The sequence below is a fragment of the Deinococcus metallilatus genome (genome assembly GCF_004758605.1).
GTDB lineage: Bacteria > Deinococcota > Deinococci > Deinococcales > Deinococcaceae > Deinococcus > Deinococcus metallilatus.
In genome coordinates, this window is the sequence record NZ_CP038512.1 from 1,651,039 (window position 1) to 1,665,089 (window position 14,051).

Sequence of the window (14,051 nt, forward strand, 5' to 3'; positions counted from 1 at the left end):
CGCATGATCCTGGCTGATGACGGCATGACTTCTCCCCTCCTCGCCCTCGACATCGGCGGCACGTCCATGCGGGCGGCGCTGGTGGAGGAGGGGCGCGTGGTGGAACGGCGCGAGACGCGCACACCCAAACCCTCGACCCCGCAGGCCGTGCTGACGGCGGCGCTTGGTCTTGCCGCTCCGCTGGCTCCCCGCGTGGCCGCCGTCGGCGTGGCCTGCGCGGGCGCAGTGGCGCGGGGGCACGTGACCGCGACGGCCACCCATACCTTTCCCGGCTGGACCGATATTCCGCTGGAACAGCGTCTCGCGGAGGGGCTGGGCCTGCCCTGCTCGGTGCTGAACGACGCGCGGGCCGCCGCCTGGGGCGAGTTCAGGGCGGGAGCGGGACGCGGCACCTCCGAATTCATGTTCATTACGGTCAGTACCGGTGTGGGCGCGGGACTGGTGCTGGGCGAGAGGCTGCACCTCGCGGCGAACGGGCTGGATGCCGAACTGGGATTCGTGAGCGTGCCCGCCCTGTGGCACGGGGGGGCGGAGGTGCCGCCGCTCGGCCTGCTGGGGCCGCTGGAATTCGAGACGAGCGGCACGGCGCTGGGCGAGCGGGCACGGACGCGGGGCCTCGCTGACGCGAAAGCTCTCTGCGACGCGGCGGAGGCCGGACAGGCGGCAGCAGAAGCCGAATACACCCGTTCGGCCTCGCTGATCGCCTGGAAGATCGCAGACGTGGCCGCCCTGCTGGGCGTGACGCGGGTGGCGCTGGGCGGCAGCGTGGGTCTGCGTGAGGGTTACCTGGCGCGGGTACGGGCGTCCCTCGGACGCTTCCCCGAACGCTACCGGCCCCAGGTCGTTCACGCGGAACTGGGGGCGGATGCGGGCCTGATCGGGGCGGCGCTGTGGGCGGGCCGGGCGACTTCCGGCACTTGACATTTGTAAGGTCGTGGGCAAAAAGTCCAGGCTCTCCGCAGGTTCGCGATGGGGCTTTTTTGCCGTCTGACAGCGGTTTTGCGCTGCTTTGGAGCACGTGTTAAGCTCGCCTTGATTTCAAGGAGGCAACACCTATGACCAGCACGCTGATGGAGGGCTTCCTCCCGTTCGAGCATGAGCCGTATTTCAACTTTGGCCGCGAAGAGGTGGCGGAGCAGCAGCGCGAGGCCTACCGGCTGGTGCGGGAGAAGTACGTGGGCCGCACCTTCCCGATGTTCATTTGTGGCAAGCCGGTCGAGGGCAGCGAGACGTTCGAGGTCCACAACCCGGCCGACACCCGCGAGGTGGCATGGCGCTTCCCCAAGGCCACGCCGGAGCAACTCGAAGAGGCGATCACCTGCGCGAAGGCGGCCTTCGAGGAATGGCGTTTTTCTGACCCCATGCAGCGCGCGACGATCTTCAAGCGGGCCGCCGACCTGCTGCGGGCGCGCCGCATGGAATTCAACGCGGTGATGGGCCTGGAAAATGGCAAGAACTGGGCCGAGGCGGACGGCGAGATCGCGGAGTGCGTGGACCACTTCGAGGTCTTCGCCCGCGAGGCGCTGAAGTGGGCGCAGGGCAAGCCGGTCTACCCGATGCCCGACGAACACGTCACGATGGTGTACGAGCCCATCGGCGTGGTCGCGGTGATCAGCCCCTGGAACTTCCCGGCGGCGATTCCGCTGGGCATGGCGCTGGGCGCGATTGCGGCGGGCAATTCAGTCGTGTGGAAACCCGCCTCAGAGACGCCCCTGAGTAGCCTGCTGCTGGTCGAACTGCTGTTCGAGGCAGGCCTGCCCCGCAACGTCATCCAGTTCATCACCGGCACGGACGAGGTGCTCGGTGATCCCCTGGTGGACCACAAGGACATTCGGATGATCGCCTTTACCGGCAGCAAGGAGATCGGCTGCCGCATCATGGAGCGCGCGGCCAAGGTGCAGCCGGGCCAGAAGTGGCTCAAGCGCGTGATGGCCGAGATGGGCGGCAAGGACCCCACGGTGGTGTGTGCCGACGCCGATCTGGACGCCGCCGCCCAGGGCATCGTGCAGGCGGCTTTCGGGTACGCGGGCCAGAAGTGCAGCGCGTGCAGCCGCGTGATTGCCGAAGACAGCGTGTATGACGAGCTGCTCGATAAGGTGGTGACGCTGGCCCGCGAACTGAAGGTCGGCTCGCCGGAGGAGAACGCGGCCCTCGGCCCGGTGATCCATCCGGGCAGCGCGAACCGCATCCTGGATTACATCGAGAAGGGCAAGGGGACGGCCCGCCTGGTGCTGGGCGGCGAACGCGCGGAGAGCGGGGAGCGCGAGGGCGGCTACATCGCGCCGACCATCTTCGCGGACGTGAACCCGCGTGACCCCCTCTTCCAGGAGGAGATTTTCGGCCCAGTGCTGAGCTTCACCCGGGCGCGCGACTGGCGGCACGCCATCGACCTCGCCAACGACAGCGAGTACGGCCTGACCGCCGCCTTCTACAGCCGCGACCCCCAGAAGATCAACGAGGCCCGCCGCCTGATTCACGTGGGCAATCTGTACGTGAACCGCAAATGCACCGGGGCGCTCTCCGGCACACACGCCTTCGGCGGCTACGGCATGAGCGGCACGAATGCCAAGGTGGGCGGACCGGATTACCTGTTCTGGTTCCTCCAGACGAAGACGGTGGCGCAGAAGTACTGAGTCAGCCTGCGGCGCTGGCCCGGAGCCACAACCACGCCTCCTCCTCGGTCCGCACGAAACGAATCCAACGGTGAGTGGCGTGTTCAAAGGCCAGCTCGGCAAAGCATTTGCCGTGGGCGGCGAAGTCGGGCAGCACCAGCGCCACCCGCAGGCGGTAATTCGTGAACTTCTGGAACGCCTCACCGGCCAGCCCGCTCCGCAGCCGGAAGAACTCGGGGGACAGGTCGGCTTCCGTCAGGATCAGTCCGTCCAGGCCAAAGGCCGCGCCGATCAGCTCCGGGACGTCGGCCAGCGTGCGGAGCGGCACACCGAGTTGGCTCGCCGTCCTGGTCCGGGGGAATTCGTCCGTCGTCATTCCGGCAACCTAACAAAGCCTCCTCTTCTGCGAAACTGGCCTTATGACTGATCCCCAACCTGACCGCAACGAGCGCGCGCAGCTCGCGTTCGCCCGCCTGCTGCCCAAGCTGTTCCGGGGCGGGCAGGCATTCGTGGGCGTGGAAGCGGCGCTGAGCGGGCTGGACACGGCCACTGCCGTGCGCCGTCCCGAACACCTCCCACACAGCGTGGCCGAACTGGTCGCGCACGTGAACTGGTGGAACCGCTGGATGCTGGACGTGATCGAGGGCGGGCAGCCGATGCCCTACCCCAAGCACGCGGCGGACACCTGGCCCGCCGTCCGCGAAGAGGACTGGTCCAGGGTACGCAACGAGTTCTACGAGCTGCTGGCCCGCATCGACACGCACACCGCCCGCCCCGACCTCGCCAACCCCGTCAACCACGACGAGACGATTGGGGAGTTGCTGGCCGACTTCGCGCTGCACACCGCGCACCACTTCGGGCAGGTGATCACGGTGCGGCAGGCGCTCGGGGCATGGCCGCCTCCGGGGGGTGGGGATACGTGGTGAAGGAGCCCTCAGCGGTCAGCGGTCAGCTTTCGGCGTTCGGTGCCGCTGTCGGGAATCTGTTCCGGGGCGGCCCCGCGAATGTGTCGTGGGAGCGGGCGCTGGAGGGACTGAGCGCGGAGGATGCGGCGCGGGTGCCGGACAGGCTGCCGCATTCTGTGGCGCAGGTCGTGGCGCACGTCCAGTTCTGGCAGGCGTACCTGTTGGAGGTGATCGCCGGGGAGAATCCACCCGCCCCGGAACACGCCGCCGGGGGCTGGCCCGAACCGGGCAGTTGGGAGACGCTCCAGGCCGCGTTCTTCCGTGACTCGGAGGCGCTGCGGGCCCTCACGCGGGACGCGGACTTCACCGCCACGCTCGACCGCAAGGAACGCCCCTGGGCGGTGGGCCTCACCAACTTCGGGGGACACAGCGTCTATCACCTGGGCCAGGTGGTCAGCATCCGGCAGGCGCTGGGGCTGTGGCCACCGCCAAGCGGTGGGGATACGTGGTGAGGGAACGGTCAGCCGTCAGCGGCCCGCGTTCAGCGGAAGGCGTCTGGCTCGCCGTCACCGAGCTGAACGCGGGGGATTCGAGCCGCGCCTCGCACGTGTGGCGGGCGGAGGGGGCAGGCGGGCCGGTGATCCTGCGCCGTCCGTGGTGGACTTCGCCGGACGTGAGCGCCTTTATGCTGGGCCTCACGCGCCTGTTTGGAGTAGACCCGCGCGACCTGCACGCTACCGCCGACACTTACCGCTTCTGGCGTGGGCTGGGGGTCTGGGCGGTGCCGGAGGTCCTGGGCATGAAGGACTTTCGGGGTGGGCCAGCGTTGCGGGTGGCCTTTGTCCCCGGTGAGCCGCCGCGCGATCTGCGGGAGGCGGACGCGGCGGAATTGGGGCGGCGGGTGGCGGCGGTCCATTCCCACACAGCGGGCGGCTTCGGCCCGGCCACCGGAAATGGCTTACGGCCCCTCCCCGACTTCTATCCCCACGCGCTGAAGGTGGTGCGGGAGGTCGCGGCCCACTTCGCACCGGAAGCGTGGGCCGACCACTGGCCGGAAGTGGAGTCAGCCTTCACCACGCCGCTCTCCCCCACCCGCGCTGTGCCGATGCTGCTCGATTGGGCTGGCTCGCAGTTCGTGTGGCGTGACGGGCAGCCGTTCGCCCTGGTGGATGTGGAGGCGTCGGCCTTCGCCCCGCCGGAACTGGACCTGTGCCTCTGGGAAATCCTGCTGCCGCCACAGGGGACGCGGGCCTTCCGCTGTGGCTACGAGGAACGCCTCCCCTTCCCTGACCTCGGCCCGCACCGCGCGGCGTGCCGCCTGATTTTGCGCGCCCTGGAAGGTGCGCCACCACTGCGGGACTGGCTCGGACTGGCGACACAGTTTGACGATGCGGCTCCACATGACGAAGGACAACGCCAGTGACGCCCCATAAGCAACGCGGCTTTGAACTCGTGGCCCCGCAGCACAGAAAGCATCCGGACGTGGAAATTCGGCTTCCCAGAAGGGGTTCCAGACACTCCGCCGGATATGACTTTCATACACCCGTCGCCTTCACAATCGCGCCAGGGGAAAGGACGATCTTTGCCACGGACATCAAGGTCTACATGCAGCCGGACGAGTACCTTGCCATTTACCCGCGTTCCTCGATCGGCATGAAGGCCATCATGATTACCAGCACCGTTGGTATCGTCGATTCCGATTTCTATTCCAACCCACACAACGACGGGAACATTCACATTCTTCTCCATAACGTGGGCGACACGCCTTTTCAGGCGCAAGCAGGCGACCGGATCGCGCAGGGCCTCTTTACCAAGTACCTGCTGGCCGACGGCGACGACCTGTCCACTGGCGCCGAGCGTCAGGGCGGCTACGGCCACACCGGGCGCTAGCTTCGTCTCTCTTCCCCCTTCATCCCCCAGACCCCCGCAGGAGTTCTCATGTCCAACGTCTTCTACCGTTCCCGCAAGCCCTACCCCACCGCCGTGCGCGGCGAGGGCGTCTACCTCTACGACGCCCAGGGGCGGCGATATCTGGACGGCTCCTCTGGCGCGCTGGTGGCGAACATCGGGCACGGGCGGGGGGAGGTGGCGGACGCTCTGGCCCGGCAGGCGCGGGAACTGCCCTTCGTGCACGGCTCGCAGTTCACTTCGCCCGTGCTGGAGGAGTACGCCGCGCGGCTGATGGACTTTCTGGGGCTGCCCGGCTTCCGCTTCTGGGCCGTCTCGGGCGGTTCGGAGGCGAACGAGAGCGCGATCAAGCTGGCGCGGCAGTACCACGTGGAACGGGGCGAGCCGGGGCGCTACAAGGTGATCACGCGGGTGCCGAGCTATCACGGGGCCTCTCTGGGGGCGCTGGCCGCCTCCGGGATGGGGGCGCGGCGGGCGATCTATTCGCCCCTGCTGAACGAGGCCGCCTGGCCGAAGATGCCCAAGCCGGACCCCACGCTTTCCGGCGAGGCCGACGCCGAACGCCTGCGGGCCATGCTGGAGGAAGCGGGGCCTGCGAGCGTGGCCGCCTTTATCGCCGAGCCGGTGGTCGGCGCGTCGGATGCGGCGCTGACCCCAAATGCGGGCTACCACGCCCGGATTGCAGAGATTTGCCGTGAGTACGGCGTCCTCTTCGTGGCGGACGAGGTGATGAGCGGCATGGGGCGGTGCGGGTCGCCGCTGGCCGTCCGGTTACACGACGACGTGACGCCTGACATCGTGGTGCTGGGCAAGGGGCTGGCCGCAGGGTACGCGCCGCTGGCAGGCCTGGCGGCGAGTCCGGAGGTATACGGCACCGTGATGAACGGCTCCGGGGCCTTCAAGCACGGCTTCACCTACGCGGGCCACCCGGTCAGCGTGGCGGCGGGCCTTGCCGTGCTGGATATCGTGGAGCGCGAAGGGCTGACGGAGCGGGCGCGGGTGCAGGGGGAGCGGCTGCTGGCCGGACTACGGGAACTGAAGGCACGTCACCCCATTGTTCTGGAAGCGCGGGGGCTAGGGCTCCTGCTGGGCCTGGTGCTGGGTGACCCGGCCACCGGGCAGGCGTTCGAGACGCCGGGCATCGCGGAGCGGGTGGCAAAAGCCGCCTTGAGCCGTGGCCTGATCACCTACCCCGGCACGGGCGCGGTGGACGGCACGCGCGGCGACCACCTGCTGCTCGGCCCGCCCCTCAGCATCAGCGGCGCGGAGGTGGACGAGATACTGGGGGCACTGGATGGGGCTTTGGGAGAGGCAGAGGGCTGACACACGGCTCCCTCTGTGCTCTGCATAGACCTCAATATTCCCCGAACACTGCCCGGCTGATCACAAGCTGCTGAATCTCGCTGGTGCCCTCGTAAATCTCGGTCACTTTGGCGTCACGGTAGAGGCGTTCGACAGGGTACTCGCGGCTGTAGCCGTTGCCGCCGAAAATCTGGATGGCGTCGCGGGCACAGTCCACCGCCGCCTCGGAGGCGAGCAGCTTGGCGATGCTGGCCTCCTTGCCGTAGGGCTGGCCCTGGTCCTTGAGCCAGGCGGCCTTGAGGGCGACCAGGCGGGCGGACTCGATACGGGCGGCCATGCGGGCGACCTTGAAGGACACGCCCTCGAACTCCTTCAGTTTCTTGCCGAACTGCTCGCGTTCGGAGGCGTAGCGGGCGGCGTTCTCCAGCGCGGCGCGGGCGATGCCGAGGGCCTGCATGGCGATCCCGATGCGGCCCGAATCGAGGCTGGCGAGGGCGATGATCAGGCCCTGTCCTTCCTCGCCCACCATGTTCTCCTGCGGCACGCGCACCCCGTCGAAGGTGACGGTGGTGGTGTGCGCCGCGTGCAGCCCCAGCTTCTCCTCGGGGCGGCCGAAGCTGAGGCCGGGCGTTCCGTTTTCCACGATGAAGCAGGAGATGCCACGTGCGCCGGGGCCACCCGTGCGGGCCATCACGAGGTAGGTGTCGGCCTGTCCGCCCGAGGTAATCCACGCTTTGCTGCCGTTCAGCACCCAGACGTCCCCTTCGCGTTCCGCCTTCAGGCGCAGGCTGGCCGCGTCGCTGCCCGCGCCGGGTTCGGTGAGGCAGAAGGCCCCGATATGTTCGCCCCGGGCGAGGGGCCGCAGGTACTTCTCGCGCTGCGCGTCGGTGCCGTAGCGCAAGATCATCTGCTCCGGCAGACCGTTCTGCACACTGACGATCACCGCCACGCTGGCATCGGCGGCGGCGATCTCTTCCAGGCACAGGGCGTAGGTGACCGAATCGAGGCCCGCGCCGTCCCACTGTTCCGGCACGGTGGCGCCCAGCAGGCCCAGTTCGGCCAGGCCGCGCAGTTGCTCGCGGGGGTAGTCGCCGCTGCGGTCGTACTCGGCCGCCTTCGGGGCGATCTCGGCGCGGCAGTAGTCGCGGACGTGCTGCACGATCAGGCGCTGGTCGCCTGTGAGGGCAAAGAAGATCCCCGCCTCGGCGGTGGTCGTGGTGGTCATGAATTCAGGCTACCAAACGGTTGTTAGGGTTGTGGGAGATGGGCTGGAGGATGCGGGAAAAGAGGCCAGGCGCCTGTGCCCCACCACCTACAACCCACGGCCTACGACCTCCTCCAGCGCCTCCTCGATGCCGCGCCCCCGCCAGCCCGTCTCGACCCCCAGGGCCTCGCCGCCTTCCCACTTCAGCGCCGCGCCGATCACCGCGCCGCCTGCGATGGCGAGGGCCGCTGCGGTCAGGGCGCCTTGTGGCGCCTGCGGGCACAGCCGCGCGGCGGCCGCCCGGAGGGCAGGCGCCAGAGGCAAAGGCGGGCGGGTCACGCGGACGCGGGCCGGGAGGGCGGAGGACACGGGGCGGAGTGTAGCAGGCGGGATGCGGGAGGCAGGGGGCGGCGCGCGGTCTTCTCGGGCTCTTCGCTCAGGCGGCTTCAGTGAGACTGTTCCCCTGACGGCTGTCCCTCCCGCGCACCGCTTCCCTCCGCTCTAGAATGCCCGCCGATGACAGGCCAGAGGCAGAGAACAAGGCAGGCGACAACGTGCGGGCGCTGAGGTGGCTGGGGGTCATCCTGCTGGCCCTGCTCACGCTGGCGCTGGCGGTCCTCACGCTGGGGAGTTTCGCCAGCCTGAACCCGAACGCGCCGTTGTGGCTGCGGACATTGGGCGGGGTGGAGACGCTCCTCAGCAGACAGGCGGGCGCGGGGCAGGTGCCCGGCTTCGCGCGGGCCGCCCTGCTGACGCTGCTGACCAGCCTGCTGGCGGGCCTGGTCGCCTTCCTCAAGCCGCGCGCCTGACCCCGGCGAGAGGACCGGGCGCTTTGGGACCCCGTGCTACCCTTGGGGCGTTTTGTCGGGGGGATGGTCCCCCGGCCCCCGAGGAGTGTCTGCTATGGAACCCCTGCTGATTCAGGACGTGCTGAAGATTCTGCCGCACCGTTTCCCCTTCGTCCTGGTGGACCGCGTGCTGAGCGCGGAGGGCGGCGAGGTCCACGCCCTCAAGAACGTGACCGTCAATGAACCCTTCTTTCCCGGCCACTTCCCGCAGGAACCCGTGATGCCGGGCGTGCTGATCGTGGAGGCGCTGGCGCAGGCCAGCATGTTCTGCCTGCACGGGGAGCTGGAGCCGGGCACCATCGGTTACCTCGCGGGCGTGGAGGGCGCGCGCTTCAAGCGCAAGGTGATTCCGGGCGACCAGCTTCACCTGTACGCCAAACTGGACTTCCTGCGCCGGGGCCTGGGCAAGACCACCTGCCGCGCGGAGGTGGACGGACAGGTGGCGGCGGAGGCGACGATTCTGTTTGCGGTGGGGAAGGGATGAGGAGGCTTGTGGCTCGTAGCTTGTGGCCTGTAGAGGCGGCCAGGTCCTTTTCCACAAGCCACGTGCTACAAGCCACAGGCCGCGCCAGAGGCGCGCAATGACCCGCCTCACCCGCTACGTCACGGGTGAGCTGCTGCCGCCGCTGGTGACGGGCACGCTGCTGTTCACGGCGATCCTGAGCTTCGGGTACTTCTTCATCAGCAGCCAGTGGCTCCGGGGCGTGCCGGTGGGATTGATCGGGCAGTGGATCGGGTACCAGGTGCCGGACACGCTGGTCAAGGTGCTGCCGATGGCGGTCGTGCTGATGACGGTGGTGGCCTTCGGACGGCTCGCCACCGAGCGGGAACTGGTGGCGGTGCAGTCGGGCGGGATCGGGCTGGGGCAGGTGGCGCGGCCGGTCGCGGTGGTGGCGGCGCTGGTCACCGCGCTGGCGATCTGGCTGAGTCTGTGGGTGGCTCCCCGCGCGAACGTGGAGACGCGCGGGCTGTACTGGGACGTGCTGACGGGCGCGGGCCTCTCGCACGTCATCGGGAAGACGCTGGACCTGGGCGGAAATCTCACGCTCTGGCTGGGGGGGTACGACCACGCCCGGCGGGAGTTGAAGAATGTCCGGGTGGAACGCTGGCAGGCGGACGACCCACAGCGCGCGACGGTGATCTTCGCGGACAGCGGGACCTTCGAGAACAACCAACTTTCCCTGCGCGGGTATCAGGTGTACACGGTGAATTACCGCGCCGCCGCCGAACTCGCCCGCGTGCCCGAGAACGACCCCGCCGCCTTCCGCGCCGCCGTGCAGGAGGTCTTCCCGAACGTGGTGATTCCCGAGGACGCGAACAGCACGCTGAACCTCGATACCGGGCTGTCGCGCAAGCAGACCATCGCGCAGTACGCCGACGCCATCGGCGCGGACAGCGAGGGCTGGCCGGAACTGGTCACCAAGCTGACCGCGCCCGGTGTGCCGCAGCAGGAGCGGCAGGACGCCCGGGTGAACCTGAACCGCAAGCTGGCGCTGCCCTTCGGCAATCTGGTGCTGGCGCTGGCCGCGCTGCCGTTCGCGCTGCGCTTCGGGCGCACGCTGGGCGTCTCGCTGGGGATCGCGCTTCTGATCGCGGTCGCGTACTACCTGGTCTTCTTCGTGGGCCTGACGCTGGCCGGGGCCTTGCCCGGTCTGCCCGAACTCGGCGTGTGGCTGGCGAACATCGTCTTCGCGGGGCTGGGGCTGTGGCTGTTGAGGCGGGCGTGAGGATGGGTCGTGGGTCGTGGGCTGTGGGGTGCGGGGAAGCTTCCGCTTCTCGCTCTGGCTTCTGCGCTCACGGCTCGAGGCTTAAGGCTCAGGACGTACGCCATTCAGGAAGAGAGAGGGCACGGGAAGGAGTTTTTAGCTCCTCCCCCCCTGCGGGGGAGGTGGGGAGGGGGGTGGACGGCGTAGCCGTCCTGACGCAAGAAAATGCAACTTTAAGCCCCGCTCTCAGGAACAGAGTTCACGCACGTCCCAAGCTCATCGCTCCTGCCCCCCGGGGTCGCCATGCCTGACCCCTCCGGCCCCGAGCTGCGCGCCCTGATCCTCTCCGCCTCGTTCGGCAGCGGGCACCATCAGGCGAACGACGCGCTGGACCGGGCGCTGCGGGCGGCGGGGGTGGACCTGCGGGCGCGGCACGCGGATTTCATCGCGTACCTGAACGCCTTCGAGCGGGCGGTGACGGTCGGGACCTACGACGCCTGGCTGCGTTACGCGCCGGGCATGTACAAGGCGTTTTACGAGTGGACGGATCAGGAGACGGAACCGCGCGCACTGACCGGCACCTTCGGCTGGCTGGGCCTGCGCGGGATGCTGCGGGATATGCGCGATGTCCGCCCCGAAGTGGTCGTGAGCAGTTTCCCGACCCCCGTCGCGCTGGCCCACACCGCCCGCCAGCGGCTGCGCGCCGACTTCCTGAACGCGCTCGTCGTGACCGATTACCGGGTGCATCACCACTGGGCGCGGCCCGAGGCCGAGTTGCTGATGGTGGCGAACGAGGAGGCGCGCGGGCAGATGGTGGACCGCTGGCGCCTTCCCGAAGCGAACGTGGCCGTGACCGGCATTCCCATTGCCCCGGCCTACCGGACCCTGATCGGGGCGGACCGGACGGCACTGCGCGAGAAGCACGGGCTGAAGGTGGACGAACCGCTGATTCTGGTGTCGGGCGGGGGAACCGGCACGTACCGGGCGCTGAACCGGGTCCTGAATGAACTGGCGAACCTGGGCAGGCGGGTGCAGGTGCTGGTGCTGGCGGGGGCGCGGGGGCGCGGCGTGACGCGGGTGGGCGGCGCGACGGTTCACGCGCTGGGCTTCACCACCGCTTTCCCCGAACTGCTGGCCGCGTCCGACCTCGTGGTGGGCAAGGCGGGCGGCCTGACGGTGGCGGAGGCGACCACGCTGGGCGTCCCGCTGGTCATCTTCGAGCCGATTCCGGGGCAGGAGGAACACAACGCGGATTACCTGGTGCGGCACGGGGCGGGGCTGTGGGCGCACGCGCTGGCCGAGGTGCGGCCCGCCGTGTTGCGCGCACTGGACGCAGGCGAACACGCCCGGCTGAGCGCGAACGCCCGCGCCCTCAGCGTGCCCGATGCCGCCGACCGGGTGGCCGCCGCGCTGCTGCGGAAACTGGGGCGGGCATGAGGCCGTCTCTGAAAAGGGGCGCGTGGCTGGGTGCGGGGCTGCTGACCCTGTACGTCGTCCTCCCCTATCTGCTGACGCAGCGCCTCAACCTGGGGCTGGTGCGGGAGGGCAAGCAACGCCGCAAAGCTCTAGCCCTGACCTTCGATGACGGGCCCGACCCCGCGACTACGCCCGCCGTACTGGACGCGCTGCGGGGGGCAGGCGCGCGGGCCACCTTCTTCGTGATCGCGGACCGGGCGGAGGCACACCCGGACCTGATCCGCCGGATGCTGGAGGAGGGACATCAGGTGGAGGCGCACGCCGCGAGGCACGTTCACGCCTGGCTGCGGACACCCTGGGGGGCCTTCCTCGATCCGCTGCGGGCCGCCCGGCGTGTTGCGGCGGTGACGGGGCGGCCCGTCCGCCTGCACCGTCCCCCCCACGGCGCTTACACCCTCGCTACCCGGCTGGGTCAACGTGCGGCGGGTGTCACGGGCGCCCACTGGAGCGTGGAGGGCCGCGACTGGCACCCGGCCTTCACGCCCGAAGGGGTGCGGCAACGGGTGAACGAATTGGCCTTCCCCGGCGCGGTGGTCGTGCTGCACGACGCGGGACCGGGCGCCAGAAACACGGGGCCGATGCTGCCCGGCCTGCTGGCGGATTTAAGGGAACGGGACTATGCGCTGGTTCCGCTGGGCGAACTGGAAGGGGCCGCGCCGCTCACCCTGCGCGAGCTGCCGCGCCGCCTGATGCGGGGGCTGGACCGGGTGTTCGACCGGCTGGGCGGCACGCGGCCCGCCGGGGGGCGCGCGGACAACCTCTTCCGCGTCGGTCCGGTCAGCTTTCCGCTGGCTGGGGTCACGCTGGGGGGCGGCACACCCATCCAGAAGGGCACCCCCGCCGCCGAGTTCCACGTGAACAACCCGCTGCTGGTGGACCTGGGCCTGCGCCGCAGCCTGCGCCTGGCCCGCGAGGACTTCCGCGACCTGGCCCGTGACCTCCAGACCCGCCCCGACCTGCAAGACGCCCAGGTGGTGTTCTGCCTCAGCGCCCTGTCGCCACTGCTCGCCACGCTGGGGTTCGAGACACAGAGCCTTTCCCCCGCCGATACGCGCCGCCTGCGTGCCTGGGCCAGCGTGCTGCGGCGGGCATACGGCAGCGACCCCCACGCGCCGGAGCCGAAGCTGAGCGTGATGGGACGGGAGGCGTTCGTGGCGAGGTATGGGGCGCGGTAGGCGGTGCGTGGTACGCCGTAAAGACTGTTCCCGCGCACTGCGTCCCGCCTACCGCGTACCCTCTTCCCCGTGAACTACGACGACTTCGCCGACCTCTACGATCACCAGTACGACCTCTACCGCGACGACCTGCACTTCTACGCGGGTGTGGCCGAGCGCGCAGGCGGGCCGGTGCTGGAGGTAGGCGCGGGGACCGGGCGGGTGACGGCCTTCCTGGCGCGGCGGGGCGTGCGGGTGGTGGGGCTGGAGCCGAGCGCGCGCATGATCGAGCGGGGCCGGGCGCGGGCCCAGGAACAAGGGCTGGACCTGACCTTCGTGCAGGGGGACGCGCGGACTTTCCGGCTGGACGAACGCTTCGGGCTGGTGATCGCGCCCTTCAACGCGCTGATGCACCTCTACACGCCGAACGAGCAGTTGAGCGCGCTGGAGAACATCCGGGCACACCTCACCAAGGGTGGGGCGTTCGTGTTCGACCTGTACGTGCCGCGCTACGGCGAGATGAACACCCTGCGGCACGAGGGCGAGACGTTCTACGGGCCGGACGGCTCGCGCACGGACGTGTTTCTGGTGCAGCGGCACGACCGGCCCCGGCAGCACGTGACCACCGAGTATTACGTGGACACCACCGCCCAGGACGGCACGCTGCGGCGGCGGCACTACACGCTGACACAGCGGTACTACACCCGCTTCGAGATGGAATGGCTGCTGCGCTGCGCGGGCTTCGAGTCGCCGCAGGTCACGGGGAGCTTCCAGGGCGGGCCGCTGGAGGAAAGCAGTGACGTGATGGTGTTCCGGACGCGGGCGAAGTGATGGGGGCCCTCATACCGACTGGCTCTGATTCCAGCACATCCGGGAAAGCGCCGGATGTTCTTCCATCGCCGCCAGCCGGTACTTCTTGCTGCTCGCTCTGCTTCG

The 14,051-nt window shown here is 69.3% G+C and carries 16 protein-coding genes; 13 read left to right on the forward strand and 3 right to left on the reverse strand.

What is annotated here, in order from left to right; all coding sequences use genetic code 11:
• The first annotated feature begins 3 nt into the window (after nt 1-3).
• Together E5F05_RS13970 and E5F05_RS13975 are read left to right on the forward strand one after the other, a co-directional pair.
• A complete protein-coding gene (locus tag E5F05_RS13970; RefSeq protein ID WP_375791554.1) occupies nt 4-921 on the forward strand; it encodes an ROK family protein in 918 nt (305 codons plus the stop codon).
• A gap of 134 nt (nt 922-1,055) precedes the next feature.
• The gene (locus E5F05_RS13975) at nt 1,056-2,633 is read left to right on the forward strand and encodes an L-glutamate gamma-semialdehyde dehydrogenase (RefSeq protein WP_129119244.1); all 1,578 of its coding nucleotides are present in this window, start codon (nt 1,056-1,058) and stop codon (nt 2,631-2,633) included.
• 1 nt (nt 2,634) lies between these two features.
• On the opposite strand, the gene E5F05_RS13980 is transcribed toward E5F05_RS13975, so the two are convergent.
• On the reverse strand, nt 2,635-2,988 hold the full coding sequence (locus E5F05_RS13980) for a DUF4180 domain-containing protein (protein WP_129119245.1): 354 nt from the start codon (nt 2,986-2,988) through the stop codon (nt 2,635-2,637).
• 43 nt (nt 2,989-3,031) lie between these two features.
• Between E5F05_RS13980 and E5F05_RS13985 the strand changes: the two genes are divergently transcribed.
• From E5F05_RS13985 to E5F05_RS14005, 5 genes are read left to right on the forward strand one after another with little or no spacing between them, the layout of a single operon-like run.
• On the forward strand, nt 3,032-3,538 hold the full coding sequence (locus E5F05_RS13985; RefSeq protein ID WP_129119246.1) for a DinB family protein: 507 nt from the start codon (nt 3,032-3,034) through the stop codon (nt 3,536-3,538).
• Nucleotides 3,535-4,029, forward strand: a complete 495-nt coding sequence (locus tag E5F05_RS13990; protein WP_241687165.1) for a DinB family protein — start codon at nt 3,535-3,537, stop codon at nt 4,027-4,029. The genes E5F05_RS13985 and E5F05_RS13990 overlap by 4 nt, the downstream gene beginning before the upstream one ends.
• Entirely contained in the window at nt 4,026-4,940 is a 915-nt protein-coding gene (locus E5F05_RS13995; RefSeq protein ID WP_241687166.1) for a hypothetical protein, read from the forward strand. Before E5F05_RS13990 ends, E5F05_RS13995 begins: the two co-directional genes overlap by 4 nt.
• Entirely contained in the window at nt 4,937-5,407 is a 471-nt protein-coding gene (locus E5F05_RS14000) for a dCTP deaminase domain-containing protein (protein WP_129119248.1), read from the forward strand. Before E5F05_RS13995 ends, E5F05_RS14000 begins: the two co-directional genes overlap by 4 nt.
• Nucleotides 5,408-5,455: 48 nt before the next feature.
• The gene (locus tag E5F05_RS14005; protein ID WP_129119249.1) at nt 5,456-6,748 is read left to right on the forward strand and encodes an aminotransferase family protein; all 1,293 of its coding nucleotides are present in this window, start codon (nt 5,456-5,458) and stop codon (nt 6,746-6,748) included.
• Between the two features lie 31 nt (nt 6,749-6,779).
• Here E5F05_RS14005 and E5F05_RS14010 read toward each other — a convergent pair whose 3' ends face one another.
• Nucleotides 6,780-7,952, reverse strand: coding sequence for an acyl-CoA dehydrogenase (locus E5F05_RS14010; protein WP_129119250.1), 1,173 nt, complete (start codon nt 7,950-7,952; stop codon nt 6,780-6,782).
• Nucleotides 7,953-8,039: 87 nt separating this feature from the next.
• Entirely contained in the window at nt 8,040-8,300 is a 261-nt protein-coding gene (locus tag E5F05_RS14015) for a hypothetical protein (protein WP_129119251.1), read from the reverse strand.
• 137 nt (nt 8,301-8,437) lie between these two features.
• Between E5F05_RS14015 and E5F05_RS14020 the strand changes: the two genes are divergently transcribed.
• From E5F05_RS14020 to E5F05_RS14045, 6 genes are all read left to right on the forward strand, one after another.
• On the forward strand, nt 8,438-8,740 hold the full coding sequence (locus E5F05_RS14020; RefSeq protein WP_129119252.1) for a hypothetical protein: 303 nt from the start codon (nt 8,438-8,440) through the stop codon (nt 8,738-8,740).
• Nucleotides 8,741-8,834: 94 nt separating this feature from the next.
• Nucleotides 8,835-9,263: a 3-hydroxyacyl-ACP dehydratase FabZ gene (gene fabZ, locus E5F05_RS14025; RefSeq protein WP_129119253.1), complete on the forward strand. Its 429-nt coding sequence runs from the start codon at nt 8,835-8,837 to the stop codon at nt 9,261-9,263.
• Nucleotides 9,264-9,360: 97 nt separating this feature from the next.
• Complete coding sequence (locus tag E5F05_RS14030) at nt 9,361-10,506, forward strand: LptF/LptG family permease (RefSeq protein ID WP_129119254.1); 1,146 nt, start codon at nt 9,361-9,363, stop codon at nt 10,504-10,506.
• 282 nt (nt 10,507-10,788) lie between these two features.
• Complete coding sequence (locus E5F05_RS14035; RefSeq protein ID WP_129119255.1) at nt 10,789-11,922, forward strand: MGDG synthase family glycosyltransferase; 1,134 nt, start codon at nt 10,789-10,791, stop codon at nt 11,920-11,922.
• Nucleotides 11,919-13,136, forward strand: a complete 1,218-nt coding sequence (locus tag E5F05_RS14040; protein ID WP_129119256.1) for a polysaccharide deacetylase family protein — start codon at nt 11,919-11,921, stop codon at nt 13,134-13,136. The genes E5F05_RS14035 and E5F05_RS14040 overlap by 4 nt, the downstream gene beginning before the upstream one ends.
• A 69-nt stretch (nt 13,137-13,205) precedes the next feature.
• A complete protein-coding gene (locus E5F05_RS14045) occupies nt 13,206-13,946 on the forward strand; it encodes a class I SAM-dependent methyltransferase (protein ID WP_129119257.1) in 741 nt (246 codons plus the stop codon).
• Nucleotides 13,947-14,051: the final 105 nt, after the last annotated feature.

What these genes read in the sequence shown, in the direction of transcription:
- fabZ (WP_129119253.1), top strand. Translation starts at nt 8,835, where the DNA reads ATGGAACCCCTGCTGATTCAGGACGTGCTGAAGATTCTGCCGCACCGT.
- E5F05_RS14005 (WP_129119249.1), top strand. Translation starts at nt 5,456, where the DNA reads ATGTCCAACGTCTTCTACCGTTCCCGCAAGCCCTACCCCACCGCCGTG.
- E5F05_RS14010 (WP_129119250.1), bottom strand. Translation starts at nt 7,952, where the DNA reads ATGACCACCACGACCACCGCCGAGGCGGGGATCTTCTTTGCCCTCACA.
- E5F05_RS14030 (WP_129119254.1), top strand. Translation starts at nt 9,361, where the DNA reads ATGACCCGCCTCACCCGCTACGTCACGGGTGAGCTGCTGCCGCCGCTG.
- E5F05_RS14035 (WP_129119255.1), top strand. Translation starts at nt 10,789, where the DNA reads ATGCCTGACCCCTCCGGCCCCGAGCTGCGCGCCCTGATCCTCTCCGCC.
- E5F05_RS13985 (WP_129119246.1), top strand. Translation starts at nt 3,032, where the DNA reads ATGACTGATCCCCAACCTGACCGCAACGAGCGCGCGCAGCTCGCGTTC.
- E5F05_RS13980 (WP_129119245.1), bottom strand. Translation starts at nt 2,988, where the DNA reads ATGACGACGGACGAATTCCCCCGGACCAGGACGGCGAGCCAACTCGGT.
- E5F05_RS13975 (WP_129119244.1), top strand. Translation starts at nt 1,056, where the DNA reads ATGACCAGCACGCTGATGGAGGGCTTCCTCCCGTTCGAGCATGAGCCG.
- E5F05_RS14040 (WP_129119256.1), top strand. Translation starts at nt 11,919, where the DNA reads ATGAGGCCGTCTCTGAAAAGGGGCGCGTGGCTGGGTGCGGGGCTGCTG.
- E5F05_RS13970 (WP_375791554.1), top strand. Translation starts at nt 4, where the DNA reads ATGATCCTGGCTGATGACGGCATGACTTCTCCCCTCCTCGCCCTCGAC.
- E5F05_RS14020 (WP_129119252.1), top strand. Translation starts at nt 8,438, where the DNA reads ATGCCCGCCGATGACAGGCCAGAGGCAGAGAACAAGGCAGGCGACAAC.